This window comes from Actinocrinis sp., from assembly GCF_035653575.1.
Classification (GTDB): Bacteria; Actinomycetota; Actinomycetes; order Streptomycetales; family Catenulisporaceae; genus Actinocrinis.
This window is the reverse complement of the sequence record NZ_DASRBQ010000078.1, coordinates 116024-139619: the sequence shown is the minus strand read 5'-3', so window position 1 is coordinate 139619 and position 23596 is coordinate 116024. Positions and strand designations below refer to the sequence as shown.

At 71.9% G+C, this 23596-nt stretch carries 19 protein-coding genes; 9 read left to right on the top strand and 10 right to left on the bottom strand.

Translation table 11 applies throughout. The features are described 5' to 3' along the window. Nucleotides 1-161 precede the first annotated feature (161 nt). The 5 genes from VFA06_RS11500 (at nucleotide 162) to VFA06_RS11480 (ending at nucleotide 6597) form a co-directional block, all read left to right on the top strand. Complete coding sequence (locus tag VFA06_RS11500) at nucleotides 162-488, top strand: hypothetical protein (RefSeq protein ID WP_324840481.1); 327 nt, start codon at nucleotides 162-164, stop codon at nucleotides 486-488. After that, the gene (locus tag VFA06_RS11495) at nucleotides 485-2776 is read left to right on the top strand and encodes a TOMM precursor leader peptide-binding protein (protein ID WP_324840480.1); all 2292 of its coding nucleotides are present in this window, start codon (nucleotides 485-487) and stop codon (nucleotides 2774-2776) included. Before VFA06_RS11500 ends, VFA06_RS11495 begins: the two co-directional genes overlap by 4 nt. A 71-nt stretch (nucleotides 2777-2847) precedes the next feature. Beyond that, nucleotides 2848-4422, top strand: a complete 1575-nt coding sequence (locus VFA06_RS11490; protein WP_324840479.1) for a SagB family peptide dehydrogenase — start codon at nucleotides 2848-2850, stop codon at nucleotides 4420-4422. Nucleotides 4423-4549: 127 nt separating this feature from the next. Continuing rightward, complete coding sequence (locus VFA06_RS11485; protein WP_324840478.1) at nucleotides 4550-5830, top strand: sensor histidine kinase; 1281 nt, start codon at nucleotides 4550-4552, stop codon at nucleotides 5828-5830. 152 nt (nucleotides 5831-5982) lie between these two features. Then, entirely contained in the window at nucleotides 5983-6597 is a 615-nt protein-coding gene (locus VFA06_RS11480) for a response regulator transcription factor (RefSeq protein ID WP_324840477.1), read from the top strand. A 23-nt stretch (nucleotides 6598-6620) separates the two neighbouring features. Here VFA06_RS11480 and VFA06_RS11475 read toward each other — a convergent pair whose 3' ends face one another. Genes VFA06_RS11475 through VFA06_RS11460 form a run of 4 tightly spaced genes read right to left on the bottom strand, consistent with a single transcriptional unit; the run spans nucleotide 6621 to nucleotide 10811 of the window. Beyond that, nucleotides 6621-7475 (bottom strand): 4'-phosphopantetheinyl transferase family protein, encoded by an 855-nt coding sequence (locus VFA06_RS11475; RefSeq protein WP_324840476.1) that lies wholly within the window; start codon nucleotides 7473-7475, stop codon nucleotides 6621-6623. After that, nucleotides 7475-8716, bottom strand: coding sequence for an acyltransferase domain-containing protein (locus VFA06_RS11470; protein WP_324840475.1), 1242 nt, complete (start codon nucleotides 8714-8716; stop codon nucleotides 7475-7477). The genes VFA06_RS11475 and VFA06_RS11470 overlap by 1 nt, the downstream gene beginning before the upstream one ends. Continuing rightward, the gene (locus VFA06_RS11465) at nucleotides 8713-9027 is read right to left on the bottom strand and encodes an acyl carrier protein (protein WP_324840474.1); all 315 of its coding nucleotides are present in this window, start codon (nucleotides 9025-9027) and stop codon (nucleotides 8713-8715) included. The genes VFA06_RS11470 and VFA06_RS11465 overlap by 4 nt, the downstream gene beginning before the upstream one ends. Further along, nucleotides 9024-10811 carry a fatty acyl-AMP ligase gene (locus VFA06_RS11460; protein WP_324840473.1) on the bottom strand — a complete coding sequence of 596 codons (1788 nt, stop codon included), beginning with the start codon at nucleotides 10809-10811 and terminating at the stop codon, nucleotides 9024-9026. Before VFA06_RS11460 ends, VFA06_RS11465 begins: the two co-directional genes overlap by 4 nt. Before the next feature lie 269 nt (nucleotides 10812-11080). On the opposite strand from VFA06_RS11460, the gene VFA06_RS11455 reads away from it, so the two are divergent. Further along, nucleotides 11081-12133 (top strand): CaiB/BaiF CoA-transferase family protein, encoded by a 1053-nt coding sequence (locus VFA06_RS11455; RefSeq protein WP_324840472.1) that lies wholly within the window; start codon nucleotides 11081-11083, stop codon nucleotides 12131-12133. 8 nt (nucleotides 12134-12141) lie between these two features. Next, nucleotides 12142-13782: a citramalate synthase gene (cimA, locus tag VFA06_RS11450; protein ID WP_324840471.1), complete on the top strand. Its 1641-nt coding sequence runs from the start codon at nucleotides 12142-12144 to the stop codon at nucleotides 13780-13782. Between the two features lie 16 nt (nucleotides 13783-13798). Here cimA and VFA06_RS11445 read toward each other — a convergent pair whose 3' ends face one another. Together VFA06_RS11445 and VFA06_RS11440 are read right to left on the bottom strand one after the other, a co-directional pair. Continuing rightward, complete coding sequence (locus VFA06_RS11445; protein ID WP_324840470.1) at nucleotides 13799-15022, bottom strand: NAD(P)/FAD-dependent oxidoreductase; 1224 nt, start codon at nucleotides 15020-15022, stop codon at nucleotides 13799-13801. A gap of 32 nt (nucleotides 15023-15054) precedes the next feature. Then, entirely contained in the window at nucleotides 15055-16095 is a 1041-nt protein-coding gene (locus VFA06_RS11440) for a ketoacyl-ACP synthase III family protein (RefSeq protein WP_324840469.1), read from the bottom strand. A gap of 194 nt (nucleotides 16096-16289) precedes the next feature. On the opposite strand from VFA06_RS11440, the gene VFA06_RS11435 reads away from it, so the two are divergent. Both VFA06_RS11435 and VFA06_RS11430 read left to right on the top strand, forming a co-directional pair. After that, a complete protein-coding gene (locus tag VFA06_RS11435; protein ID WP_324840468.1) occupies nucleotides 16290-17525 on the top strand; it encodes a cytochrome P450 in 1236 nt (411 codons plus the stop codon). Between the two features lie 137 nt (nucleotides 17526-17662). Next, nucleotides 17663-18781: a nucleotide disphospho-sugar-binding domain-containing protein gene (locus VFA06_RS11430; RefSeq protein WP_324840466.1), complete on the top strand. Its 1119-nt coding sequence runs from the start codon at nucleotides 17663-17665 to the stop codon at nucleotides 18779-18781. A gap of 21 nt (nucleotides 18782-18802) precedes the next feature. Here VFA06_RS11430 and VFA06_RS11425 read toward each other — a convergent pair whose 3' ends face one another. The 4 genes from VFA06_RS11425 to VFA06_RS11410 form a co-directional block, all read right to left on the bottom strand. Continuing rightward, a complete protein-coding gene (locus VFA06_RS11425) occupies nucleotides 18803-20023 on the bottom strand; it encodes a ketosynthase chain-length factor (protein ID WP_324840465.1) in 1221 nt (406 codons plus the stop codon). Further along, on the bottom strand, nucleotides 20020-21318 hold the full coding sequence (locus tag VFA06_RS11420) for a beta-ketoacyl-[acyl-carrier-protein] synthase family protein (RefSeq protein ID WP_324840464.1): 1299 nt from the start codon (nucleotides 21316-21318) through the stop codon (nucleotides 20020-20022). Before VFA06_RS11420 ends, VFA06_RS11425 begins: the two co-directional genes overlap by 4 nt. Nucleotides 21319-21345: 27 nt before the next feature. Next, nucleotides 21346-21996, bottom strand: a complete 651-nt coding sequence (locus VFA06_RS11415; protein ID WP_324840463.1) for an FMN-dependent NADH-azoreductase — start codon at nucleotides 21994-21996, stop codon at nucleotides 21346-21348. 188 nt (nucleotides 21997-22184) lie between these two features. Beyond that, on the bottom strand, nucleotides 22185-23585 hold the full coding sequence (locus tag VFA06_RS11410) for an NDP-hexose 2,3-dehydratase family protein (RefSeq protein WP_349260152.1): 1401 nt from the start codon (nucleotides 23583-23585) through the stop codon (nucleotides 22185-22187). Nucleotides 23586-23596: the final 11 nt, after the last annotated feature.

Genomic DNA, 23596 nt, shown 5'->3' with positions numbered 1-23596 from the left:
CACCACGCCCGGTCCAGCGGCCAGTGACGGGATCACGAGACGGGATGTGAAGAAATCACACCGGGCGAGTGAGCCCGGCACTGTTCCCGTCCGAACATCCGAGCGCAGTATCGGTGACGTCAGCGCGGATGGCTGACGAAGATCCGGAGGGGAGATCCATCATGTCGAACTTCAGCAACACGCCGATCGAGCACGACTGGCGCTTCGCCGAGCTCGTCGCCAGCAGCTGGATGGAGCCGGAGCTGGTCGTGCGGTACGCCGCCGACCCGTGCGCCGTCCTCGCCGAGTTCGGGCTCGAACTCGCCCGGCCGCAGGACGCACCGGCCCTCGAGCCGTACTGCGGTCCCGACCTGATCATCGAGGACCTGGAGCACGTGCGCGGCCTGCGAGCCGGCTGCGGTTGCAACATCACCTGGAACGACCCCGTCGCCGAGGCCGAGGCGTTCGCCGCCGTCCGCGCCGAACCCGCCAAGGAGCCGTCGGCGTGATCACCGCGGACGGTCCAGAAACGGGCCGACTGGTGGGCTTCAAGCGTCATCTGCGCAGTACCGTCATCCCGGGCGAAGCGGCATATCTGCTCTCTCCGCTCGGGGTGACGGCCCTTCAGGGGGAACACATCGAGACACTCGCGCCGCTGCTCGACGGCAGTCGCACCCTGGCCGACGTCGTGCGCGACGCCACCCCCGTGATGACCGCAGCCCAAGTCGGCCGACTGATCGGCCAGCTACTCGACGCGGACCTGCTGGCCTTCCGCGACCGCGCGGCGCAGACCCGGCAGCGCGACAGCGCCGCCGAGGCCTACTGGGACCTCGCCGGGCTCGACGGTCCGCTGGCCGCCGCCGCCCTCGCCAAGACGCCGGTGCGGCTGGTCTCGATCGGCGAGGTGGACCTCGCCGCCGCGAAGGCGGCCTGCCAGGCGTCGGCGCTGAGCACCGTCGAGGACGGACCGTGCGCCGACGCCGCGTTTACACTCGTGCTCTGCGACGACTATCTGGCCCCTGAGCTCGCCGAGGTCGACGCTTCCCAGCGCGCGGCAGGCCAGGCGTGGCTGCTGGCCAAGCCGCGCGGCCCGCAGCCGTGGATCGGGCCGGTCTTCCAGCCCGGTGCCGGGGCGTGCTGGTCCTGCCTGGCCAAGCGGCTCGGCGACCATCGCCGCTGTGAGCTTTCGCTCAGCCGTGCGGAGGCGGTTGGAGCGCGGGTGCGTTACCCGGAGGCGTCGATCGCCGCCGCCAGGTCCGTAGCGATCCAGTGCGCGGTGCTGGAGACCGCCAAGTGGTTGGCCGGGGTGCGCCAGCCGGAACAGAACGCTGTGTATACGTTGGACACGATGACGCTGCGCGGTACCCGGCACACGGTCGTGCGGCGACCTCAGTGCCCGAATTGCGGGGATCCGCAGATCATCGCGGCACGGACGGCAAGGCCTCTCGTGCCGCGTTCGGTGCCGAAGGCCGCGGACACCGGAGGCGGTCATCGCGCGTTGTCCGTCGAGGAGATGCTTAAGCAGTACGGGCACCTGGTCAGCCCGGTCACCGGCATCACCAAGGCGGTCGAACCGGTCGAGGGCGTGCCAGACTTCCTGAACTGCTACGACTCGGGGCCGAACCTCGCCGTGCGCGCGTATACGCTCGCCGGGCTGCGTGCCGGGGTGCGCTCGCAGAGCAGCGGCAAGGGAGTCACGCCGGTGGAAGCTCAGGTAGGAGCACTCTGCGAAGCCGCGGAACGGTACAGCGCGGTCCGGCACGGCGACGAGCTCACCGTGAAGGCGAGCTATCGGTCGCTGGGCGAGCAGGCGGTCCACCCCGACTCCTGCCAGCTCTACCACGAACGCCAGTTCCGGGACCGCCGGCGCTGGAATGCGAGCCACGCGGCTTTCCAGTACGTGTGCGAGCCCTTCGACGAGAGGGCGCCGCACGAGTGGACGCCGATGTGGTCGCTGACCGAGCGGACCCACCGGCTGGTGCCGACCGCGCTGCTCTATTTCGGCCTCGGCCGCGGCGGTTCGCCGCAGCTGAGCGCAAACTCCAACGGGAACGCGGCGGGCAGCAGCCTGGAGGACGCGATCGTGCAGGGCTTCCTGGAACTGGTGGAGCGGGACGCGGTGGCGCTTTGGTGGTACAACCGCACCGCGCAGCCCGGCATCGACCTCGACTCCTTCGACGAGCCGTGGATCAGTGCCCTGCGCGCCGGGTACGGCGCCCTCGGCCGCGAGGTGTGGGCGCTGGATCTAACCTCTGATCTCGGTATCCCGGTCGTGGCCGCGCTTTCGGCGCAGGCCGGCGTGCCGGGCGGCAGGATCGTCTTCGGGTTCGGCGCGCACTTCGACCCGCGGCTGGCGCTGCGGCGGGCGCTGACCGAGATGGGCCAGCTGTTCGGCCGCCTGCTCGGCGACGATTCGGACGGGATCGCGGCCGGGGACGACCCAGACCTGGACGCGTGGTGGAGAATGTGCGCGGACGGAGAAACGGAGTATCTGCGCCCTGATCCGCACGCCGCGCCGACCACCGTCGAGAGCTACCCCTACACACCGACCACCGACCTGCTCGACGACATCGAGGCGATCACCGCCTTGAGCCGCGCGCACGGGCTCGACCTGTTGGTGCTCGACCAGACCAGGCCGGACCTCGGGATACCGACGGCGAAAGTCGTCGTGCCCGGGCTGCGGCACTTCTGGGCCAGGTTCGCTCCGGGGCGGCTCTACGACGTCCCGGTCGCGCTCAACCGGCTGACCGAACCGAGATCCTACGAGGAGCTCAACCCCGTCCCGCTGTTCGTCTGAGCCTCCTCCACCGGCACGAGCGCTACCCACCCCGCACCACCCGGCCCCGTCCCGGGAGCAGGAGACCGATCATGTACACGCTGCACCTCGGGGATCCCGGTGAGGGATCGAAGGAACTTTGGTCACTGCGTGAAGACGTCTTCGTCGAGCCGTACGCACCGGACGGCTCGCTGACGCTTTACGGCCGCTGGGGTGATGTGGTGCTGTGGCGGCCGCCCGAGCCGATCGGCAACTTCCTGCACCGGATGCAACTGGGTCCGGTCTCGCTCACCAACGTGCTCGGCGACCCGGCCGGACCGGGTCCGCTGAGCACGGCGGAGCGGGCCGCGCTGTTCGTCACGCTCGAGCGGCTGCACCACCTCATCGTGCGCTCGCTCAGCGCGGGGCACGGGGAACAGCCGCTGGTGTCGGTCATCCCGATCTCGCCGCGGGCGAGGTTCCGGGTCAAGCGGATCGATCCGGACCGGGCGCTGCGGCTGTCGGTGTTCGCGACGCTCGGCTCCGACGGCACGGCGCTGAGCCTGGAGTCCCCGCTCTCGCTGCACCGCGCCGTGCTGCACGGACCGCAGGCGGCGTGGCTGGCCGCGTCACTGGGCCGGCCGCGCACGCCCCGCGAGCTGACCGCGTTGCTCTCGCTGCCGCGCGAACTGGTCCTGGACACCATGGCGTATCTCGTGGCGGCGGGCATGGTCGTGCAGAGCGAGCCGGACACGCCGGACGGCTCGCCCCGATTCGCCGAGGACTCGGACCCCGTGCTGCGCGGCTGGACCCGGACCGATCTGGCCTTCCACGTCTCCAGCACGCTCGGCCGGCACGACCGCGACTTCGGCGCCACCTACCCGCTGGGCCGGGACGCGCGGCAGGCCGTGCTGCCCGAGCCGCCGACGCAGGGCTCGAAGGTGCCGCTGTTCCGGCCCGCGCTGCCGGACCTGCTGCGCGCGGATCCGCCGTTCACGGCGGTGTTGGAGGCGCGGCACTCGGTCCGCTCCTTCGGCGAAGCGCCGCTGCGCCTCGACGAGATCGGCGAACTGCTTTACCGCAGCCTGCGCATCAGGTCTCTGATCAGTCCGGAGGGGACCGGCCCGGATGAGGCCGTCGCGATGGACCGTCCTTATCCCGCCGGCGGGGCGATCCACGAACTCGACTTCTTCATCGTCGTCGACCACTGCGAGGGGGTGGCCCGCGGCGTCTACTCCTACGACGGCGCCAACCACTCGCTGGTCCTGCTCAAGACGGAGTCCGCCGACGTCGACGTCCTGCTCAACCAGGCGCGCACCGCCGCCAACATGAGCGGCGCGCCGCCGGTGCTCGTGATGATCACCGCGCGGTTCCAGCGGCTCTTCTGGAAGTACTCCGGCCTCGGGTACGCGCTGGTGCTCAAGCACGTCGGCGTGGTGCAGCAGACCCTCTACCTCGTGGCCACCGCGATGGGCCTGGCGGCCTGCGCCATCGGCCCCGGGGAGATCGAGGACTCGGCCCGGATCCTCGGCCTCGACTGGGTCGCCCAGTCCTGCGTAGGCGGCTTCACCCTGGGGCACCTGCCGAACTCCGCAGCCGCGGCCGGGCCGACCGGGACGAGGCACGCGGTCAACGACGCTGACTGGGCGCAGCAGTGCCGCGACGAGCTGCGGAAGCGCGAACAGTGAGCGCCCCGCCGGGAAACCTGACTGCTCAGCGGGTCGGCACAGCTGCGCCGACCTGTCCGCGCCGCCTCCCTTCGGCGCCGATCCCGCCATATATTCGAGTTCCACGTCGATTTCCGCGAGGAGTGGCATGGCCGCCGACCGCACAACGCCGCACGGGCGCGCCGACGCGGAGAACGGGCAAGCCGAGGCCGCCGACGCCGGGCAGGAGGCGCTGGCACCGCGCATTGCACGCAACATCCTGCTGTTCCTGCTGTGCTCGTTCGTCTTCACCGGCGTACTCAACATCCCCGCCAACAATCCGGGCGACCATGCGGGCAACACCGGCGCTTACGCCTGCATGGCCGTCGTGTTCATCCTGCAACTCCTGCACTCCTCGGCCCGCGCGCCGAGCTGGCCGCTGCGCCTACGGGCCCTGACGCTGAGCCTGCAGACCGCTGCGACCTACCTGCCGTTCGTGGCCTTCCACCAAATCTGGGGCGGGATGGCCGGGTTCCTCGGCGGCTCCTTCATCCTGCTGCTGCGCCGCCCGCTGTCCTGGATCCTGTTCGCCGTCTGCCCGCTGAGCATGATGTGGCTCGGCGCCGCCAGTCACGAGGGCCTGGTGTGGATCGCGTACCTGGGCGTGGCGACGACCAACACCGCCCTGGTGATCTACGGCCTGACGAAGCTGACCGACCTGGTCAGCAAGCTGCACGAGGCCCGCGCCGAGCTGGCCAGGCTGGCCGTGGCCAGAGAGCGGCAGCGCTTCTCCCGGGACCTGCACGACCTGCTCGGCTACAGCCTTTCCTCCATCACGCTCAAGAGCGAGCTGGCCTACCGGCTGGCCGAGGGCCAGGCCGAGCGGGCCCGCGCGGAGCTGGCCTCGATCCTGGAGATCTCCCGGCAGGCACTCTCCGACCTGCGCACGGTCGCCAGCAGCTACCGCGACCTGTGCTTCACCGAGGAGGTCAGCACGGTCGAGTCGATGCTGCTGGCCACCGGCGTCGACGTCTCGGTGGAGGTGTCGCTGCCGGAGCTGCCCCCCGCCGTGGACACGGTCTTCGCGACCGTGCTGCGCGAGGGAGTCACGAACATGCTGCGGCACAGCAAAGTGGAGCGGTGTTCGATCACGGGACGCACGGTGGACGGGAACGTGCGGCTGGAACTGGTGAACGACGGGGTCGGCGCCGGGAGCGGGGACGCGGCCGACCCGGTCGGCAGCAGCGGCCTTGGCAGCCTCGCGCAGCGGCTCGCCGCGATCGGCGGACAACTCGCCGCCGGCGTCCGCTCGGACTCGATGTTCCAGCTGGTCGCGCAGGCGCCACTGCGAAACGGCAAAGTCGCCTCGGAGCGGCTGGGCCCGATCGCGCTGCTGGGCTCCCGCGGCGAATCCGCGCGCCCCACTGTCGATCTGGCCAACGGTGAGTAGTCTGAATGAGTAAATTGAGCCGGAGAAACACCATCGGCGGTATTGAGGCTCAAGCCGATGTTGTCGCTCCGGCGGATCGACTTGTCCTGGCGGTGCGCGCGCGAACGGAATCGAAGCTGAGCTCGGCGATCATGGGGGAGCCGGATCATGCGATGAAGCAGCTGACCATCCTGCTCGCGGAGGATGTCAACATGGTGCGCGGCGCCCTGGTGGCGCTGCTGAACCTCGAACCTGATCTGACGGTCGTGGCCGATGTCGACAACGGCGACGACATCGTGCCCACCGCGCTCGCCCACCGCCCCGACGTCGCGGTGATCGACATCGACCTGCCCGGCATCGACGGCCTGACCGCCGCAGCGCTGCTGCACGACAAGCTGCCCTCCTGCCGCACCCTGATCCTGACCAGCCTCGGCCGACCCGGCACGCTGCGCCGGGCGCTGACCGCGCACGTCGCGGGATTCCTGCTCAAGGACGCCCCGCCGGCGAAGCTCGCCGACGCGGTGCGCAACGTGGCCGCGGGCCTGCGCGTGATCGACCCGCAGCTGGCGGTCGCCGCCTGGGACAGCCGGGAGAACCCGCTCTCGCAGCGCGAGCTGGAGGTGTTGCGGCTGGCCGCGCGCGGCACCGACCCGGTGGAGATCGCGGCGCGCCTCTACCTCTCCCCCGGCACCGTGCGCAACTACCTGACGACCATCGTCACCAAGCTCGGCGCCCGCAACCGGGTGGACGCGATCAGGATCGCCGAGAACGCCGGCTGGATCCCCTGACCGCGGTCCGTCCGGCCGGCGCGTCAAGCCGCTGCCAGCCGGCGCGCCCCGGTCAGCGCCTCGAACAGGCCGGGGTCGAGCATCGTGCCGGCCGCGGTGTCCACGGTGTCGCCGAAGCCCGCGTCGAACAGCGCGACGCTCACCGTGTAGCGCCGGTCCACGGCGCAAGTGCCGAAGGTCCACTCGTCGCCGGTGCCCGGCGAGCCGTCCGGGCGCAGCACCCGCGCGCGCGGATCGCCGAGCCGGAAGCCGAACTCGGTGAACTGGAACCGCAACCCTTGCCCGATGGCCTTGCTGTACGCCTCCTTCAGCGTCCACAGCCGCACCAGCGCGCTGTTGCGCCGGGCCGCCGCCATCGCGTTGAGCATCGCCAGCTCGTAGGGCGTGCAGGCCTGGTCCTCGGTCCCGGTGCCGGACATCGGGCGGTCGGCCAGCTCCACGTCGACCCCGATCCGGCCGCGCCGGGTGATCCCCACCACCAGAAGCTCGTCGGTGTGGCTCAGGCTGACGTCGATCTGGTCGCAGCCGCGCAGGTACGGCCGGCCGCCCGGCTTGTAGGCCAGGTCAAGCAGTTCGGGCCGGGTCTCGATCACCGCGGCCGCCGCGTGCTTGAGCAGCAGCCGCGCCGCGACGAACCGGGAGCGGATGTTGCGATGCGTCATGCGTTGCGCCCGCGCCCAGTCCCGGCCGAGCAGCAGCCGCAGCCGCGGGTCGTCGGGGTCGGGGGGCAGCCAGTCGGCCAGCCGCCCGTATACCAGCACCCCGCCGGCCTCGGCCAGCCGCCGGCGCACCGTCTCCCATGGCCCGTCAGGGCTCTCGATCAGCAGCGGACGGCCCAGCGGTCCGCCGGAAACGCCCCCGGGGCCGATCCCGGCCATCACGCGACCAGGCCGGCGGACAGCTGGCCGCGCAGATACTCCGCCAGGGTCGCCGGAGTGACGATGCTGTCGAGCATGTCCGGCAGCGACAGCTTGCCGAGCGCGGGCAGCCGCTGCTCGAGCTGGTAGGTCAGCTGCATCACCATCACCGAGTCGAACCCGAGATCGCCGCGCAGCGCCACGTCCGGTCCGATGCGCACGGAGGGGTCGTCGACCAGCTGGGCCACCGCCGCGTACACCGCCTCCTGCACCGGGTCCCGGTCCATGGCGTCATCCGGCAGCAGGTCCGTGATCAACGCGGTGAGGGCCGCCGCGTCGGTGTCCTCGCTGCGGCACGCCGGCACGCACGCCGGGCCGTTTTCCCCGGCCAGCGCTTTGATCAGGTTGGTGAGCACCGGCTTCGGGCCGATCTCCAGCACCGTGTCAAGGCGCTGTTCCGCCAGCAGCCGCTGCGCGGCCTGGGCGAACCGTACCGGAGCGCTGATGTGCTCGGTCCAGTACAGCGCGCCGAGCGCCTCGTTCAGCAGCCTGCGGCCGCGCACGGTCGAGTAGAACGGCAGCTTCGGCGCACGCGGCAGCACCCGCGAGGCGACCCGGGCGAAGCGCTGGAGCATCGGCTGCATGAGCGGGGAGTGGAAACCGTGCGAGACCTGGAGCAGCCGGCCGAGGATCCTGCGCCGGGTCAGCTCGTCGTGGATGCGCTCGAGCACGGTGAGGTCGCCGGACAGAACCGTGGCCTTCGGGCCGTTGAAGGCACCGAACCCGACCCTCGGCTCGCCCGCGACGAACTCCTCAAGCTCCTCGGGTGCGGCCCGGACCGCGAGCATCCCGCCGCCGCTCGGCAGGTACTGCATATACGCGCCGCGCACCGCGACCAGCAGCGCCGCGTCTTCGAGGTTCAGCGCGCCGGCGATCACCGCGGCCGCGAACTCGCCGATGCTGTGCCCGATCACCGCGACCGGCCTGACGCCCGCGTCCTGCAGGGTGGCGGCGAGGGCGTATTCGACCGCGAACATGGATGGCTGGGTGAAGCCGGTCTGATGCACTCTCAGGTCGCCGCGCACGATCAGGTCGGTCACACAGGTCCCGGTGTACGGGCGCAGGGCCTCGGCGGCGGCGTCCAGGTGGCGGCGGTAGCCGTCGTGCCCGAGGTACAGGCGGGCGGTCATGCCCGGGTACTGCGCGCCTTGCCCGGTGAACGCGAAAGCGATTCGCGGCCCGGGATCGATTCTTGCGCTCATGGCCGGCTCCGTTCGGGGGGTTGAGAGGGCGAGGAGACGGCGGGGTCCTCAGCCTGTTGCGACAAGTGTTCGGCGAGCGCGGCGACGGTCGGGTAGTCCAGCACGACTGTGACGTCGACCGGCAGGCCGAGCTCCTCTTCCACGTCGCCGTAAAGGTTGAGCGCGACCAGCGAGTCGATGCCGTACTCGGCGAGCGCGACGCCGGGGTCGATGTCCAGGCGGCCGAGGTATCTGGCCAGCCGGCGCGTGAGCCACTCGCGCAGCGCTTCCTCGCGCTGCCGCGGCGGGAGGTTGAGCAGATCCGCTTTCATGCCGCCCTCCGCACGGGCTCGACCGCCGGGCGCGCCCGGCGCTTGGTCCGGACCAGCTGCCGGACCTTCGGATCGATCAGTTCGTGCAGCGGCTCGAGCCGGTCCTCGAGGAACAGCGCGCGCACCGCGGTGCGCGCCAGCTTGCCGCTGGTGGTGCGGCGTACCGTGCCCGGCCGCACCAGAACCACTCCGGAAGCCTGCACCGCGAACTCCGCGGAGACCCGCTCGCGCACCGCGGTGGCCAGGTCGGCCAGGTCTCCCTCGCCGCCGGCTGCGCCGGTCCGCACCTCCTGGACCAGGACCACGTGCTCGCGGTCCGACTCGACCGGGAAGGCGACCCCGGCGCCGAACAGGGCGCTGACCCGCTGGATCGACTGTTCGAGGTCCTGCGGGTGCAGGTTGCGTCCCGCCACTATAATCAGGTCGCTGATACGCCCGGTGACGTAGAGCTCGTCGTCCTTGAGGAACCCGAGGTCCCCGGTGCGCAGGAAGCCGCTCTCCTGGTCGGCGGTGCACGCCGCGAAGCCCTCGGCGCTCTCCCGGGGGCGGCCCCAGTACCCGGCCGCGATGCTGGGGCCGCGCAGCCAGATCTCACCGACCGAGCCGTCGGCCACCTCGGCGCGGGTCTGCGGGTCGACGATCCGCACTTCGAGTCCGCAGACCCGCCCGGAACTGGTCAGGGTTCTGCCGGGCCGGCTCGCCGAGGGGGGCCACAGCCGGCCCTGCTCAAGCGCCGACCGGTCGGCCTCGATGGTGCCCGGCGCGCGATCGCCCGAGCCGCAGGCGACCATCAGCGTGGCCTCGGCCAGCCCGTAGCCCGCGCGCAGCGCCGCGGCGCGCAGCCCGAACGGGGCGAAGCGCTCGGCGAACCGGCTCATCGTCTCCGGGCGCACCGGTTCGCCCCCGTTGACCGCGCAGCGCCAGCCGCTCAGATCGACCCCGTCGAGCTGCTCGTCGGTGATCTTGCGCAGGCACAGGTCGTAGCCGAAGTTCGGACCCGCGGAGACGGCCAGCCGGTGCTCGCTGATCAGCCGCAGCCAGTTGGCCGGCCGCTTGGCGAACGAGACCGGGGACATCAGCACACTGGTCGCGCCGAGCCAGAGCGGGTGCAGCAGCTGGCCGATCAGGCCGAGGTCGTGGTGCAGCGGAAGCCAGCCGCCGACCGCGGTGTCCGGGCCGGTGCGCAGCAACTGCTGGATCGCGGCCTGGTTGGCCAGCAGGTTGGCGTGCCGCACGACCACGCCGCGCGGGTCGCCGGAGGAACCGGAGGTGTACTGCAGCAGCGCGGTGGTCTCCGGTCCGATCTCGGGCATGCGCCAGTCCGCGGGGTCCGGGGCGGTCGGCAGGCTCAGCAGCGTGTCGGTGGCCACGCAGGTCACTTCGCCGTAGCCGCCGAGCGCCAGCGCCTGGCTGGCGGCGCCCGCGTTGCGCGCGTCGGTGAGCGCGAAGCGCACCCCGGCGTCGCGCACGATTCCCAGCACCCGGCGCTCGGAGTGCCGCAGGCCGCCGGGGTTCGGGCCGGGCACGGCGATCGCGCCGGCGTACAGGCAGGCGAGGAAGGAGACGACGAACTGATGCGCGTCAGGCTGCTGAATCAGCACGCGCTCGCCGACCGCGCCGTGGATGTGCAGCCAGGCCGCGAGGGTTCGGGATTCGCAGTCCAGCCGCGCGTAATCGACGCGGTCCGCCCGGCCGGACTCGTCCACCACGACGAGCGCGTCCCGGCCGGGTTGTTCCGCGGCGTGCCGCCGCACCAGCTCGGTGAGGCTTCGGTGTCCGGCCATTTCCGTCCCCCTGTCCCGTCGAGGCTTCGTGGCCCCATGGAACGGAGTATGTGTCCGTATTCTCGAGGGCTCCTCGAACACCCGTTGCCCTTTCGGCGGGCGCCGCGCCGCGACAACCCGGCCATTCCGGCAAATCAGGACACTTTCATGGAGCGCAACCCCGGCCTCGGCGATGCCGGATCGCGCCTCCGCCCGCCTTCCAGAGCGGCGGCGTCCCGAGCGGTTCGTTCCTCCACCCGGAGTCGAGGCGGCTGTCCCACCCTTTGGACATGAGCCCGCTCGAAGGACTGCGCGTCGTGGAACTCGCCGCGATCGGCCCCGTGCCCTACGCGGGAATGCTGCTGGCGGACCTGGGCGCCGAGGTGGTGCGGATCGACCGGGCCGACGGGGTGCGGCCGTTCGCCGCGTGGCACCGCGGCCTCGAGCGCAGGCGCCGCCGCATCGCCCTCGACCTGAAACACCCGGACGGACTCGCCGCGCTGCTGCGCATCATCGAGGACTGCGACGTTCTGCTCGAGGGCTTCCGGCCCGGGGTCGCCGAACGGCTCGGCTTCGGCCCGGACGCCTGCCACCAGATCAATCCGGGCCTGATCTACGGCCGGATGACCGGCTGGGGGCAGCGCGGACCGCTCGCGCACACACCCGGCCACGACATCAACTACCTGGCGCTGTCCGGGGCGCTTGACGCGATCGGCCCCGAAGGTGGCGATCCGGTGGTGCCGCTCAATCTGGTCGGGGACTTCGCCGGCGGGTCGCTGCCGCTCGTCGCCGGCGTGCTGGCCGCGGTCATCGAGCGGCAGCGCACCGGGAAGGGCAGGGTCATCGACGCGGCGATCGTGGACGGCACCGCGTCCCTGCTCACCATGCTGGCGGCCATGGAAAACGCCGGGCTGTGGAGCCGCGGCCGCGGCCGCAACCTGCTCGACGGCGGCGCTCCCTTCTACACCGTGTACACGTGCGCGGACGGCCGCCATGTCGCGGTGGGCGCCCTCGAAGAGCGTTTCTACCTGGAGTTCGTACTCGGGCTCGGCCTCGATCCCGACCTGCTGCCCGACCGCGACGAACCCGCGAACTGGCCGCGCCTGCGCCGGATCTTCGCGCTGCGCTTCGCCGAGGCCGCGCGGGACGCCTGGGCCGCGAGGTTCGAGGGATCCGCGGCCTGTGTCACCCCGGTGCTCAGCCTCGCCGAGGCGGCTGAGCATCCGCACCACCGCGCCCGCGGGACGTACACGCGCGACGACGCGGGAGCGCTATGGCCGGCACCGGCGCCGCGCTTCCTGGACGACCTGCCGGCCCGCGAGGCGGCGGTCGGCGAACCCTGAGGAGAGAGATGGCCACGAACATCCGCCCGGCATTGCAGATCTACGACACGACCCTGCGCGACGGCGTGCAGCAGGAGGGGCTGGCGCTCACCGTCGCGGACAAGCTCGCCGCCGCCCGGCTGCTCGACCAGTTCGGAGTGGACTTCATCGAGGGAGGTTGGCCAGGTGCGGTGCCACTGGACACGGACTTCTTCCGGCGCGCGGCGGATGAGCTCACGCTGCGCCATGCGCAACTCGCCGCGTTCGGCTCGACCCGGCGGCCGGATTCGGACGCGGGCCGCGACCCGCAGGTGCGTGCGCTGCTCGACGCGCAGACGCCCGTGGTGACGCTGGTCGCCAAGAGCCACGACCGGCACGTCGAGATCGCGCTGCGCACGACGCTGGCCGAGAACCTGCGGATGATCCGCGACACGGTAAGGCAACTGCTGGAGCAGGGGCGGCGGGTGTTCGTGGACGCCGAGCACTACTTCGACGGGTTCCGCGCGAACCGGGCGTACGCCCTGGCGGTGGCCGAGGCCGCGCTCGACGCGGGAGCGGAGAAGGTCGTGCTCTGTGACACCAACGGCGGCACGCTGCCGGCCGAGCTGGCCGAGATCGTCGCCGCGACGACGGCGCGCGGCCTCGCGGTCGGGATCCACTGCCACGACGACGCCGGCTGCGCTGTCGCCAACAGCCTGCTCGCGGTGTCGGCTGGGGCGGGGCAGGTGCAGGGCACCGCCAACGGTTACGGCGAGCGGTGCGGCAACGCCAACCTCTTCAGCGTCGTCGGGAACCTCGCGGTCAAGGAGGGCCGCGCGCTGCTCTCCCCCGCGCAGCTCGCGGGGATGTCACGTACCGCGCAGGAGATCGGCGAACTGGCGGATGCCCCGGTTCCCTCCTGCGCTCCCTATGTCGGCGCCTCCGCCTTCGCGCACAAGGGCGGCCTGCACGCCTCCGCGGTGCGTATGGATCCCAGCCTGTACCAGCACATCGACCCCGAGCGCGTAGGCAATCGCAGCCGCATCCTGGTCTCCGACCTCGGCGGCCGCTCCTCGGTGGAACTCAAGGCCCGCGAACTCGGCTACCACGTACACGCCGCGGACGAGCGGGTCAACCGCGCGGTGCTGCGGATCAAGGAGCTGGGCCGGATGGGTTACGCGGTCGAGTCCGCCGACGCCTCGTTCGAGCTGCTGCTGCGCGAACAACTGGCCGAGGAGCCGATCCCCCGCGCGTTCCAGGTGGATTCCTGGATGCTTTCCACGGCAGGTTCCTGGGACCGTCCCTCGGCGCTGACCCGCGCGGTGCTGCGCGTGACCCGCGCGGGCCGCACAGTCACCACGACCGGTCTATCCGAACGCCCGGCCAGGGCGCTGCACCGAGCCCTCTGCGCGGCGCTGATGCCGGTCGTCCCGGGTATCGATGAGCTCTTACTCCTCGACGAGGAATCGCGCCCGATCACCACGGATGCCGACGAGCGGCCGGCGACGAGGGTGCTGCTTCGCTTCATGCTCGGCGGGCGCAGCTGGCGCACGGTCGGCGTGGACCGCGACCCCGCCGCCGCGATGCTGCTGGCGTTGCGCGACGCGGCGGACTACGTGCTGGCCTGCGGTCCGGAGGGAGCGCCCGCGGCCTTCGAGGAGCGGATCGCCGCCACCCAGAAGGCCGCGTAACGACGCGGAATCCCGCTCAGGCCGCGCGGATCTCGGGCGTCCGCGCGGCCCTGGCCGGAAGCTGCGCCAGCTGCCTGCGTCCCCTGATGTGGTCGATCGGGCGGTTGACCGACTCGACCCCGAGCAGGTGCTGTCCGGCGAAGCAGTACACGGAGAAGCTGTGCTCGGCCGGGTCGCCGACGATCTCGACCCGGTCGTGGCCCGCCGTGATCCCGGCGATCTGGAGCTTGTCCGTGTACTGGTCCGTCCAGAACCATGGCACGGCCGCGTACGGGGCGGCCTGCGCAGCGCCGCGGGTGAGGTATTCGGCGACGCACCGGGCCTGGTCGACCGCGTTCTGCACGGACTCCAGCCGGACCGCGCCTTCGGCGTGCGGGCTGGGAAAGCGGGCGCAGTCGCCGATGGCGTGGATATCCGGATCCGAGGTGCGCAGATACTCGTCGACCACGATCCCATCAGCGACGTCGAGCCCCGCCTCCTCGGCCAGCGCCGCGTCCGGCGTCACGCCGATTCCCACCACCACCAGATCGGCCGGGATCACTTCCCCGCCGGCCAGCCGCACCGCCTGCAGGGCGCCGCCCCGGTACGCCGCGACGGCTTCGACCCGCCGCTCGAACAGGATCCTGACGCCGCGGTCGCGGTGCAGCTCGGCCAGATACTGCGAGACCGGAGCGCTCACCGCCCGCGCGATGACCCGGTCAAGCGCCTCGACGACCGCGACGTCGTGCCCGGCGGACCGGGCCGCCGCGGCGACTTCGAGCCCGATGAAACCCGCGCCGATCACCACGACCCGCAGATACGCGGCCGCCAGCCGGGAGCGCAGCTGCGCGGCGTCGTCCAGCGATCGCAGGAGCAGGACGTCCGGATGGTCGGCGCCTGGCACGTTCAGCCGCCGCGGCCTGCTGCCCGTCGCCAGAATCAGCTTGCTGTAATGCAGCCGCTCGCCGGAGGAAAGCAGCACACTGCGCCGCTTGCGCTCGACCCTGCTTACCGCCGCCCCCAGCCTCAGCTCGACGCCCTGCTTCTGGTAGAAGTCCGCACCGCGCAACGCGACCGCTTCCACCCCCGCGTCCGCGTCTGACGCGAGGAACTGCTTCGAGAGCGGCGGACGCTCGTAGGGCGCGTAGGGTTCGGCGCCGGCCAGGACGAGCGGGCCGTCGTACCCGGCCTCCCGCAGCGCGGCGGCGGCCTCAGAGCCGGCCTGTCCGGCGCCGGCGATGATGATCGGTGGAGCGGACAATGCTCGTACCTGCGCTTCCGAAGAGGGACGGATTAGGAAACCGGCGCGGTCCACGACGGTATGTCAGTGATCTGCACCACCGCGGCGCCCCAGCTGTATCCGGCGCCGACCGACACCAGCAGGCACCGGTCCCCGGGCCGCGCCTTCCCGCTGGAGACCAGGTGGTCGAGGCTGGCGAACTGGTCCCCGGCGCCGAGGTGGCCGACGGTGCGGCTCCACTCCCAGGTGGTGCGCTCGATCGGGACGCCGTACTGCTGGAGGTAGATGGACTCCAGCCGGCGGCGGCCGAAGTGCGGCAGCAGCACCCACTCGACGTCTTCGAGTTCGAGTTCCGCGTCGGCCAGCGCCTGCTTGACCACCGAGCGCTGCCCGGCCGTCGTGCGGGCGATCGCGAAGGACAGGCCGTAGCGCTGGGTGAAGGTGCTCTTGGCGGCGGCGAAGTCGACCGGCGCGCGGGTGCTCAGCGGCGCCGGGCCGAAGGGCTCCTCGCCGCGGTGCATCTCCTCCAGCTCCGAGTCCGCGGTGACGGCCACCGAAAGCAGCCGCGCGAACCCGCCGCGCCGGGAGAGCACGATCGCCGCGGCCCCGTCCGCGTACGGGGTGCCCGGGTCGGTGCGCCAGCGGTCGATTCCGGGCGGGCAGAACCGGTCCGCCGAAGTCAGCAGCGCGTCGGCGCGGTGCCGCGCGCGAGCGAGATAGGCGCAGGCGAGGTCGATCGCGGCCAGGCCGCCGTTGGACATCTGCCGGATCTCTACCGCGAGGCACTGGTTGCGCAGCGTCTCGCGCTGAATGTACGAGGCCACCGGCCAAAGGTCCTGACCCTGGTGGTAGGTGTCGGCGTGCAGGATCAGCTCGACGTCCTCGGGCGCCGAGCCCGCCCGCTCCAGTGCGCTGCGGGCCGCGGCGGCCGCCATCTCGGCCGCCGACTCGCCTTCTGACACGCTCACGGAAATGGCCTCGGTACGCGCGACCAGTCGCGGTTCGCACTCGCCGGAGGCGACGGCGTCCTGCACGAGCAGGCGCGCGGGAAGGCGCACGCCGGTGCCGCGGAGGTAGACGTCTTCGATTCGCACGGGCGCTCCCGGATCGACTCTTCGGGTACTGCCGGTCCGCGCGAGCGTGCCGGAAACGGCTCGACGGGCCGTGCAGCGCCACCGGAGCCCGGATCGACGTCTCCCGGATCCGGCGCCCTCTAGCGCACTTCCGCCCCGCTTCCAGCCGCACGGATCAGCATCCGCACAAGCCTCAGTCCAGGAGGGACCCCCGAATGTCGATGACCGCGATCACGAGCGAGAGCCCGGCCGCACCGCCTGCCGAGGCCGAAGAGACCTTCCCCTTTGTGCGCAAGTGCCCGTTCGCCCCGCCGGAGCAGTACGCGCAGTTCCGCGAGGAGCCGGTCAAGCTGATCCCGCTGGCCACCGGGCTGCGGATCTGGGCGGTCACCGGGTACCATAACATCAGGGCGCTGCTGACCGACCCGCGGGTGAGCGCGTCGCGCAAGCACGCCAACTTCCCGTTCTACTTCAACGCCCCGCCGGAGTTCCGCACCGAGACCTCGTTCATCGGCTACGACATGCCGGAGCACGCGGCCACCCGGCGCAAGGCCGCGGTGACCTTCACCAACCGGCAGGTCAACCTGCTCAAGCCGAAGATCGAGCAGGTGGTCGACGAGGCGCTGGACGCGATGGCCGCGATGGAGCCGCCGGTCGACATGCACTACGTGCTCTCGCTGCGGGTGCCCATGACGGTCATCTGCCTGCTGCTCGGCATCCCGTACGAGGACCACGAGTTCTTCCAGACCAACGGCACCGTCCTGCTCGGCGGCACCGCGACGATGGAGCAGCGGCAGGCCGCCCTGGTGGACGTGAACAACTACCTGGTCAGCCTGGTGGAGCTCAAGCAGCGCGAGCCGGGCGAGGACCTGATCAGCCGGGCGGTGGCCGAGTACCGGGCCAACGGCGAGGACTTCACCACCCGGGACCTGGTGAACCTGTGCCGGCTGCTGATGAACGGCGGGCACGAGACCACCGCGAGCATGCTCTCGCTCGGCACCGCGGCGCTGCTTGAGCACCCGGCCGAGCTGGCCAAGCTCAAGGCGGACCCCACGCTCGTGGAGGCCGCGACCGAAGAGCTCGTCAGGTATCTGACGATCGGCGACGCGGCGGTGCCGCGGGTCGCGCTCGAAGACATCGAGCTGGCCGGGGCGACCATCAAGGCCGGCGACGGCATCCTGTGCCTCGGCCTGACCGGCAACCGCGACCCCGAGGTCTACGAGAACCCGGACGAGCTGATCCTCGAGCGCGGCAGCCGCAAGCACCTGGGCTTCGGGCACGGGCTGCACCACTGCATCGGCGCGGACCTGGCCCGCGCGGAGATGGTGCTGGTCTGGAGCAAGCTGTTCAACCGCTTCCCGAACCTGCGCCTGGCCAAGCCGTTCGAGCAGATCCCCAGCAAGGAGCGGGCGATCATCTACGGCCTGTGGGGGCTGCCGGTCACCTGGTGACGCGGCGGCCGCACCCGCGGACCGGCCATTCGCGCCCTGCCCACCCCAGCGCGAGGGCGTGCGGCAGGGCCGGCCCGGTCGCGGTGATGCACGGCGCGGTGCAGGAGGGCGGTTGCGGGCGGCGGGCGGGAGAGACGATGCGGGTTCTGTTCACCACCTTGCCCCTGGTCGGGCACCTGTTCCCGGTGGTGCCGCTGGCCTGGGCGATGCAGTGCGCGGGCGACGAGGTGCTGGTGGCCACTTCGTCCGAGCGGTTCGCGCAGCGGATCACCGGGGCCGGCCTTTCCGCGGCCGTCGTGCGCGACGTCGCGATCACCGACTATGCCCGAGCCAGCGTGATCACCGGCAGCGGCGCGTCCCTCGAGCAGGACCTGGCCGCCAGCGCCCGCGGCTGGGCCGCGCTGACCGCTCCCTGCGCGCAGGCGATGACCGGGCTGGTGCGCGAGTTCCGCCCCGACGTGGTGATCAGCGAGCCGGCCGAGTTCGCCGGACGGCTCGCGGCGGCCCGCGCCGGCGTGCCGTGGGTGGAGCAGAGCTGGGCCCTGCCGTTCCCGGACGGCTTCCGCAGCGCGGCGCGGGACGAGCTGATCCGGCGCGGGCTTCCGCCCTTGCCCGCGCCCGACGCGATCATCCACCCCTCGCCGCCGCAGCTATGGCCGGCTGAGGCGCCGGAGGGTCTGCCGATGAGGTTCGTGCCCTATAACGGCCCCGTGCGCTACGAGCGTCGGCCGAGCCGGGGCCCGGGCCGCCGCCGGGCGTTCGTGACCTTCGGCAGTCTGCTGGTCGCGCACGGGGCCGGGCAGGGCGAGCTGTTCGCGAAGCTGCTGGAGGAGCTCTCCGCCGCCGGATTCGACATGGTGGTCGGGATGGATCCGGACCAGGGCCGCCTGCTCGGGCCGCTGCCGCCCGGAGTGCTGCGCCTTGGCTGGGTGCCGCTCGGACACGCCCTCAAGGAGTGCGACCTGGCGATCCATCACGGCGGTTCGGGCACGTCGATGTCGGCCGCGGTCCGCGGCGTGCCGCAGGTGATCCTGCCGAGCGCGACCGACCAGTTCCTCACGTCGGCGGCGATGGAGGCTTACGGGGCGGCGATTCGGTTCCTGCCCGGTCAGGTCACGCCCGCCGCCGTGCGCGACGCCGCCGAGGACGTGCTGAGCGATCCTTCATACGGGGCGGCGGCCACGGCTCTGGCCCGCGAGATCTCCGCGCTGGCGGCGCCCGGCGCGGTCGCGGACAACCTGTGGATGCTCATCTGACGGCGGTGCCGCGCGCTTCCGTCAGCGGTACTCGCGTACCACGATGGCCGAGTTGAAGCCGCCGATCCCGCGGGCCAGCACCAGCGCGGCGCGCACGGGCGTGTGCCGGGGCGTGTCGAGCACCAGGTCCAGCTCGTAGTCGGGCACCGGCGCGCGCACGTTCACGGTCGGCGGGATCGCCGACCAGTACATCGCCAGCAGGGCCGCGGCCACGTCGAGGCAGGCTCCGCCGGCGCACAGCCGCCCGGTCATCGTCTTGGGCGCGGTGACCGGAACACCGCAGGGCCCGAATACGCCGGCGATCGCCTCGGCCTCGGTGCGGTCCGGGTCGGGCCGGCCGGCCGCGTCCGCGAACACCACGTCGACGTCCGCGGCCGCCATCCCGGCGTCCCCGAGCGCCGTCTCGATCGCGCGGCGCAAACCGGACGGCTGATCCGGCCGGGCGGAATCAAAGGTCGACGCGTACCCGGCCACCTCGCCGTAGATCCGTACGCCGGGCCGCCGCGCCGCCGTCTGCGCGTTCTCCAACACCATGATCGCTCCGCCCTCGCCGGGCACGTAGCCGTTCGCGCGCTCGTCGAAGGGCAGATACGCCCAGCGCGGATCGCTGCTGCGGCTCATCGAGCCGGCCGCCTCGTGCGCGGCCCAGGACCAGGGACTCAGGGCGCTGTCGACTCCCCCGGTGAGCATCGCCCTGCTGCCGTCGCGCAGCTGCCTGCGGGCCTGCCCGATGGCGTCGAGCCCGCCGGCCTGCTCGCCGACCAGCACCGTGCCCGGCCCGCGCATGCCCTGACGGATCGTGCTCTGACCCGTGCTCGCCGCGTTGAACCAGGCGAACGACTCGTAAGTGCTCAGATATCCGGGGTCTTGCTTGTGCAGCTTCGCCAACTCCCGCTGCCCGAACTCGTAGCCGCCGCCCGCCGCGGCGGTGGCCACCCCCATCTCGGCGGCCGACAGCTCCTCCCGGCGCAGTCCCGCCTGCCGCAGCGCCCAGTCGGCGGCGACCAGCGACATCTGGGTGATGTGGTCGGTCTGGGTCAGCAGCCGGTTGTCCTGGATGTGCCGCGAGGCCTCGAAGTCCTCGATCTCGCCCGCGAGGGTGCACCGGTACGGCGAGGCGTCGAACCTGGTGACCCTGCGGATGCCGCAGCGGCCTCCCATCAGCGCGCGCCAGTACGCGGTCGGGCCGAGCCCGTTCGGGGCTGCCACGCCGATCCCGGTCACCACCGCTCGGTCCGTCATCGCCCGCCTCCGTCCGCGCGCCGCAGCACCATCGCACTTTGCAATCCGCCGAACCCGGCCCCGAGCGCGAGGACCGTGTCCACCCGCGCCTGCCGCGCCACGCCCGGTGTGTAGTCGAGGTCGCATTCCGGGTCCGGTTCGCGCAGGTTCGCCGTCGGCGGAATCAGCCCCTCGCGCATGGCCGGCAGGCAGCCGGCGATCTGGAGCGCGCCGGCGGCGCCGAGCGCGTGTCCGGTCGCCGCTTTGAACCCGCTCACCGGGATCCGGGCCGCGGCGCGGCCGAGGGCCCGCTTGAGCGCCGCGGTCTCCTGAAGATCGTTGTGCACCGTGCCCGAGCCGTGCGCGTTGACGTAGTCGATCTGCGCGGGCCGCAGTCGCGCCCGCTCCAGCGCCACGCCGATGGCCGCGGCCATCTGTAGTTCCTCGGTCTCCAGCCCGGCGAGGCGGTGCGCGGCACACCGCGACCCATAGCCGACGATCTCCGCCTGCGGCCCGGCTCCACGCGCCTTCGCGTGTTCGTACTCTTCGACGACGAGGATCGCGCAGCCCTCGGCCAGCACCAGGCCGTCGCGGGCGCGGTCGAACGGGCGGCACGCCCGCGCCGGATCGTCGTTGCGCGTCGAGGTGGCCCGCAGGACGTCGAAGCAGACCGCTGTGATCGGTGCGAGCGGCGCCTCGGTGCCGCCGCTGAGCACGACGTCGGCGCTGCCCTCCTCGACCAGCCTGGCTGCGTAGGCGACCGCGTCGATCCCCGAGGTGCATCCGGTCGAGACGAGCGTCACCGGTCCCTGCGCGCCGACCATGCGGGCCAGCTCGGCCGCGATCGAACTGGGATTCACGTAGTCGTGGAGCGGTGCCGTGTCATGGAGCGAGGCGGCCGCACGCGCTGCGCGCGCCGGGCGCCGCTGCTGCGCTCCGGGGTTCTGCAGCCTGCCCGCGGCGTACTCGCGCTCTATGCTGGTCGCGCAGCCGACCGCGCAACCGATCGCGACGCCGACGCGCGTCGGGTCGGCCGCGTCGAGATCGAGTCCCGAGCGGGCTACCGCCTCCCGGCCGGCCACCAGCGCGAACTGCGCGGCCCGGTCAAGGCCGCGCAGCTGAGCGGGTGTCAGACCGCCGGCTGACGCGTCGAAGTCGACCTCGCCGGCGATGCGGGAGCGGTACGGGGAGGCGTCGAAGCACGTGATCGCCCGGGTCGCCGTCCTGCCCTCGGACAGCAGGCCCCAGTAGGCCTCGGCCCCGATCGCGCCCGGCGCGAGGACGCCGAACCCGGTGATCATGGCGCGCCGCGACATCCCGGATCTCCAGACCCTGCCCGGCCGCTAGACCAGGACGGCGGCGACTTCGCGCGCACGGCGCTCGACGGCCTCCTGCGCGGCCGCCCGAGACTGCTCGGCGAGCGGGATCAAGCGCGCCATCGCCGGGGACCGGTGCGCGAGCGAGAGCTGCGCGGTGATGATCTCGGTCTGCATGCCGAGGCCGGTGTTGAACACCACGTCGAGGTAGGGCCCGCAGTGGTCGGCCCACGCCATCGGAGCGCCCGGGGTGTATCCGCCGCCATAGCTGGCCACGATGGTGGCCGGCCGCCCTGCCAGCGGGCCCTCAGTGCCGTCGAAAGTGATGGTGCGTTCGCTGACCAGCACCTGGTCGATCCACGCCTTGAGACTGGACGGGATGGTCCAGTTGTACATCGGAGTGCTCACCAGCACGGCGTCGGCGGCGAGCAGTTCCTCGATCAGCTCGTCGCGCACCAGGGTGGCGGCCTGCTGGTCCAGGTCGTGCTCGACGGCGGGGATGAACCCGGCGGCCACCGCGGCGGGGCTCAGGTGCGGCACGGGCTCGGCCGCGAGGTCGCGGTAGGTGACGATGCCGTCAGGGTTCTGCTCCTGCCATACCTGGCGGAACCGCTCGGCCAGCTGCCTGGAAACCGAGGAGGGCGTCGAGGACGAGTCGATGTGCAGCAGATGGGACATGAGGGCAACTCCCAGCGGGTTGAACGGCCCCTGCGGGCCTGTGGCAGCTCAACGGTCTGGCACGGCGCTCGGATCGCGGCTGACTGCCTCTGGAGAATCGAGGCGGATTCGAGTCTCGCCGCAGCGCGGCTCAGGTTCGGCGGGCGGGCGCGGACACGAACCCGGGGAGCAGGCCCGGCGCCGCGGGCCTACCGGATGGAGTTGAGGCAGGCGATCAGCGTGCGCGCCTGCACGTTCGCGTACTGGCCGTGCCGCAGCAGCTCGGTGAGCTGGCCGACGGTCACCCAGGTGTAGTCCGGCGGGAGCGGGTCGGCCAGCCGGTCGTCCGCCTCGACGATCAGGTAGTCGCACTCGGCGTTCAGGAACCGGCCCCCCTCCTCTGAGTGGACCACGTGGTACCGGATGCGCGGCGAACCGGCCGGCGGAATCTGGTCGAGGAAGAGCGGCGGCTCGTCCTCGATCTGCGTGCGCGACATGCACTGCACGGTCGGGCCGAGTTCGACCCCGTCCAGGAATCCGCCCTCGGCCCGCGCGTGCACCAGCAGGTGCAGGACGCCGCCGATCTCGCGCACCAGGAAGGCGCACAGGCCGCGTCCGCACGGCTCGATCAGCGGCTGCGTCCACGCGGCGACCTCGCGGCCCTCGGCTCGCACGTCCACCGCGACCACCCGGAAGAATCGCCCGTCGACCCGGCTGATCTCGCTCTCGCCGCGGTGCCAGCCGGGAAGGTCGTAGAGCGGCATCCGGCCGGTCTCAAGCTCGCAGTCGGAGCGCAGCCCGGTGAACCAGCTCAGCAGCTGCGGCGTGGTCCACAGGGCTCCGGCGTCCGGGGCGCGGGAGGCGGCCAGCGCCCGGCGGAACCCGTCGCCCGCCGCCGCGGGCGTGGCCTGCGGCAGGCAGGCGAGCACCGTGCGCGTGTCCATGTTGATCAGGTTGTCGACCGCCATCAGCTCATTGATCTGACCGAGGGTCAGCCAGCAGAAGTCGTCGTCCAGCGGCACCGGGTCGTCCACCTCGACGATCATGTTCCGGTTGCGCTTGCGGTAGAACCAGTCGCCGTGCTCTGAGAGCAGCACGTCGGTCACCACCCGGCCGCGGCGCGGGCCGACGAAGTACTCGAGGTACTTCACCTGCGCGCCCTTGTGCACCTGCGTGTAGTTGCTGCGCGTCGCCTGCACCGTCGGCGAGAGCATCAGCGGCCGCGGGTTGCCCGGCTCCACCTTCGCCTGCATCAGGAAGTGGGCGACCCCGTCGAACTGCTTGACCAGGATGCCGAGGACGCCGACCTCGGGCTGGTTGATGATGGGCTGGTAGTGCACCGCCGCGCCCTCCTCGGGACGGCGCCAGCGCAGGCCCTCGACCGAGAAGAACCTTCCGCTCTCGTGCACCAGGTTGCCGCTGTCGCGCGCGAAGTGCCAGCCGCGCAGGGCGGAGAAGCCGATGCGCTCGATGCGGAATCCGTGCGCCGCGCCGCGTTCGCTCATCCAGTCCGCGAATCCCTGCATCGAGAGGTGTACGCCGGCGACGCGGTCCGCCGACTCGGCGAGCCGTCCCGGCAACGCGAGGTCTTCCCTCGGTTGTAGCTTGATCACCTGGCACC

Excerpts from the sequence above, each read along its gene's own strand:
- VFA06_RS11500 (WP_324840481.1), top strand. The coding sequence starts at position 162 with ATGTCGAACTTCAGCAACACGCCGATCGAGCACGACTGGCGCTTCGCC.
- VFA06_RS11490 (WP_324840479.1), top strand. The coding sequence starts at position 2,848 with ATGTACACGCTGCACCTCGGGGATCCCGGTGAGGGATCGAAGGAACTT.
- VFA06_RS11485 (WP_324840478.1), top strand. The coding sequence starts at position 4,550 with ATGGCCGCCGACCGCACAACGCCGCACGGGCGCGCCGACGCGGAGAAC.
- VFA06_RS11480 (WP_324840477.1), top strand. The coding sequence starts at position 5,983 with ATGAAGCAGCTGACCATCCTGCTCGCGGAGGATGTCAACATGGTGCGC.
- VFA06_RS11475 (WP_324840476.1), bottom strand. The coding sequence starts at position 7,475 with ATGGCCGGGATCGGCCCCGGGGGCGTTTCCGGCGGACCGCTGGGCCGT.
- VFA06_RS11470 (WP_324840475.1), bottom strand. The coding sequence starts at position 8,716 with ATGAGCGCAAGAATCGATCCCGGGCCGCGAATCGCTTTCGCGTTCACC.
- VFA06_RS11465 (WP_324840474.1), bottom strand. The coding sequence starts at position 9,027 with ATGAAAGCGGATCTGCTCAACCTCCCGCCGCGGCAGCGCGAGGAAGCG.
- VFA06_RS11460 (WP_324840473.1), bottom strand. The coding sequence starts at position 10,811 with ATGGCCGGACACCGAAGCCTCACCGAGCTGGTGCGGCGGCACGCCGCG.
- VFA06_RS11455 (WP_324840472.1), top strand. The coding sequence starts at position 11,081 with ATGAGCCCGCTCGAAGGACTGCGCGTCGTGGAACTCGCCGCGATCGGC.
- cimA (WP_324840471.1), top strand. The coding sequence starts at position 12,142 with ATGGCCACGAACATCCGCCCGGCATTGCAGATCTACGACACGACCCTG.
- VFA06_RS11435 (WP_324840468.1), top strand. The coding sequence starts at position 16,290 with ATGTCGATGACCGCGATCACGAGCGAGAGCCCGGCCGCACCGCCTGCC.
- VFA06_RS11430 (WP_324840466.1), top strand. The coding sequence starts at position 17,663 with ATGCGGGTTCTGTTCACCACCTTGCCCCTGGTCGGGCACCTGTTCCCG.
- VFA06_RS11425 (WP_324840465.1), bottom strand. The coding sequence starts at position 20,023 with ATGACGGACCGAGCGGTGGTGACCGGGATCGGCGTGGCAGCCCCGAAC.
- VFA06_RS11420 (WP_324840464.1), bottom strand. The coding sequence starts at position 21,318 with ATGTCGCGGCGCGCCATGATCACCGGGTTCGGCGTCCTCGCGCCGGGC.
- VFA06_RS11415 (WP_324840463.1), bottom strand. The coding sequence starts at position 21,996 with ATGTCCCATCTGCTGCACATCGACTCGTCCTCGACGCCCTCCTCGGTT.